General features: G+C 54.2%; 3 protein-coding genes. All 3 read right to left on the bottom strand.

All coding sequences use genetic code 11. The features are described from left to right. Window positions 1-31: 31 nt before the first annotated feature. Window positions 32-1,945, bottom strand: a complete 1,914-nt coding sequence (locus NCE97_RS15890) for an OmpA family protein (RefSeq protein ID WP_353780271.1) — start codon at window positions 1,943-1,945, stop codon at window positions 32-34. Between the two features lie 21 nt (window positions 1,946-1,966). After that, window positions 1,967-2,872 (bottom strand): PorP/SprF family type IX secretion system membrane protein, encoded by a 906-nt coding sequence (locus NCE97_RS15885; RefSeq protein ID WP_353780270.1) that lies wholly within the window; start codon window positions 2,870-2,872, stop codon window positions 1,967-1,969. Between the two features lie 67 nt (window positions 2,873-2,939). Then, window positions 2,940-3,188: T9SS type B sorting domain-containing protein (locus NCE97_RS15880; RefSeq protein ID WP_353780269.1), on the bottom strand; the 249-nt coding region annotated here is incomplete at its 5' end.

Raw genomic sequence — 3,188 nt, 5'->3', positions numbered from 1 at the left:
GGGGTTTTTGATATAGTCGGTTTAGGATGTTCTATTGTTGTCCCGGTCCACCAGCGGTAATGATGAAGTCCGATCTCCTGTTGGTCTGGTGCTGCTGCTCGCTGCAGTTGCCGCCACAGTCCTCCTTGGGGTCGCTCTCGCCCTTGCCCACGCCAGAGATCCTGCCGCTGTCGATCCCCTTGGAGACCACATAGGCCACAGTGGTCTTGGCACGCCTGTCCGAGAGCCTCTCGTTATAGGACGCCGATCCCCTGCTGTCGGTGTGCGATTCCACGCTGATGACCATGTCCGGGTACTTGTTCATCACCTGTACCAGCTTGTCCAGCTCAAAGGCACCCTGTGCCGTGATGTTGGACTTGTCATAGTCGAAGTATATCGGGTTGAGCACCACCTTTTCCTCTTGGATGATCTCTTCTATTGGCGTCAGTGCGATGGGCACCTCGACCTCTTCGTCCTGTGTTCCCGCGACAGATACCCTCCTGCTCTCATAGTCGTTGGCGGTCGCCTCCAGTGCATTGTCCGTATCGCACTCCACGATGAACTCTACACGGCCATCATTGCCCGAGGTCTTGGACACGATCTTGTTGTTCTGTGCATCAAAAAGGGTCACCGTTGCATCTGGAACCGGGTTCCCGGTCTTGTCATCCGTTACCATTGCAACCACCAGCACATCGCACAATGGTTGTAGCTTCTTCACGGCATAGATGTCATCGCTTCCAGAACCGCCCTCTCGGTTGGAGGACACAAACCCTTCCTCTGTTTCCTCGTCGATGGTAAAGGCAAAGTCATCGGCATTGGAGTTCACAGGGATCCCAACGTTTCTCACTGGTGCCATCTTTCCGTCCACTTCCTTGGTATAGAACACGTCCATGCCCCCAAGGCCCAAGTGGCCATTGGAAGAGAAGTACAGCGTTCCGTTGCTGCTGCTGTACGGGAACATCTCCTGTCCCTCAGTATTGATCTTCTGTCCAAGGTTCTCTGGCTCCCCAAGGGTCCCATCGTCGTTTATGGCCGCCTTGTAGATGTCAAAGTTCCCGTAGCCCCCTGGCATGTCAGAGGCAAAGTACAGCGTCTTGCCGTCCGCGCTCACCGAAGGGTTCTTTACCGAATAGTCCTTGCTGTTGATGGCGAAGCCCTCAACGTTGTCCCAGTCATCACCCAGCTTGCTGGCCCTGAACAGGTGCAGCACGCCATAGCGGATGTTGGAGTTTGGGTCCTTCTCGAACATCTTCTCGAAGTAGCTCTCCCTGGAGAAGTACATGGTATTGCCATCTGGTGAGAAGGCCACCAGTCCCTCATGGTACCTGGTATTGATATCGTCGTTCATCAGCTCTGAGGCCTGGTAGGATCCATCCTCGCCCTTGGTCGCTGAGTAGATGTCCAAAAATGGTTGCTCGTTCCAACCGTAGCTTCTGCGGTTGTCGTTCCTGGCCGATGTAAAGTACAGTTTCCCATCTTGCAGGGTCCCCCCAAAATCTGATTGGCTGGAGTTGATGCTCAGTGGTTGGACATTGAACTTCTTGCCCTTTTCCAGAATCTTTGGCAGATAGTCTGGGTTCTTGTTGAAGGCAATGGCACGGATGTCCCCAGGGCGCGCCTTGGCGAACTTGGCCATCCAGGCATTGGACTCTTCAAACTTCCCATTGGACTTGAGCATCTCTGCATACTTGTGCATCGCCTCTGGGTCGTCAGAGGTCTCAAGGAACTTGGCGTACCAACGCTCTGCCTCAACGGTATTGAAAATATTGTAGTACGACTCTGCCAGCTGCCTGTAGACATAGGCATCTGCCTTGCCGTTCTCCACCAGCTTGTTGTAGTCCTTGGCGGCCTCTACGAACTCAAAGCGCGCAAAGTGCTTGTCTGCCTTCTTGGTGTCCTTGTTCTGGGCAGTCAAGCTGAAACCGCTCACAAGGGCTATTAATACGATAGTTGTTATGTTTTTCATGATCTTGTTAGCTTAACTGGTTTAGAAATATCTTGGTGAGCGTGAGACGCGCTTTGGGAAGTTCAGGTCGAACAGTACGAAGAACTCGTGCGAGGACGGTCCTATCTCCCTGATCTCCGAGGTGACCGAGTCATAGGCATAGCCGACCCTGATGTCCGGCGTTACCAGAAAGTTCACCATCCCAGAGAAGGAATCGTCCAATCGGTACGAGGCACCGATCTCGAACTTCTCATAGAAGAGCGCGTTCAGGTTGAGGTCGAACGATGTCGGCGCGTCAAAGGCCGACTTGACCAAAAACGAGGGCTTTAGCTTGGTGTTCTGCGACAGCTGGAAGACATACCCACCGGTAATGAAATAGTGGCTGGTCTCCGAGCCCAGCTCGAACCCGTTGGCGTCCAGGTGGACGGAGTTCAGGATGTTGGGCACCGATCCCGCCAGGTAGTAGTTGTCCGTATAGTAGAAGAAGCCCGCCCCTATGTTGGGCGTTACCTCGTTGACGTTCTGGGAGAAGAACGGGTCGTTGGGGTCGATGACAAACACGTCTGCCGTCCCGATGTCATGGAAGGTGGCACCTGCCTTGATCCCAAAGGCCAGCCTGTGCTCCCCGCCCAAGCGAAGGGTATAGGAGAAGTCGGCATAGGCGTTGGTCTCAGTGACCGGGCCGATCTGGTCGGTGATCACCGATAGGCCGAGCCCTACCTTTTCCCCGACCGGGAGGTGGCCGAAAAAGGTCCCCGTCCTCGGGGCATCGTCAACACCCACCCATTGGGTGCGGTAGAGCACCCCAAAGGAGAGGTTCTCCCTAGAGCCCGCATAGGCCGGGTTCACGATGTTCATGTTGTACATGTACTGCGTGTACTGAGGGTCCTGTTGACCGTAGGCCTGCAGTGCCAGCAACAGAACGAATATGAATGTTAGTTTTCTCATTGGATTTCTTTTGTGGCGCCCTCCTTGAAAACGGTCGGAGGGCACCTATGGTTGTTTCTGTTAGTTGTTATCTGTTTATGTATACCCAAGCGGTCCTCGTCTTGGCGCCGCCCTCGTAGACCACATTGTAGAAATAGGTCCCCACGGGAAGATCGTTGCCGTTCTTGTCCTGGCCGAACCACTCGTCCGTGTAGTTGTCACGAGAGTAGACCAGAGTACCGTTGCGGTTGTAGATCTCCAGGCGAACAACGTCGAAGTTGCTCAGGTCGAAACGGTCGTTCAGACCATCAACCTCGCCTGGCGAAATACCCTCTGG

It is taken from the genome of Winogradskyella sp. 3972H.M.0a.05, assembly GCF_040493455.1.
Lineage (GTDB): Bacteria > Bacteroidota > Bacteroidia > Flavobacteriales > Flavobacteriaceae > Microcosmobacter.
This window is presented reverse-complemented; position numbering and strand designations above follow the sequence as displayed.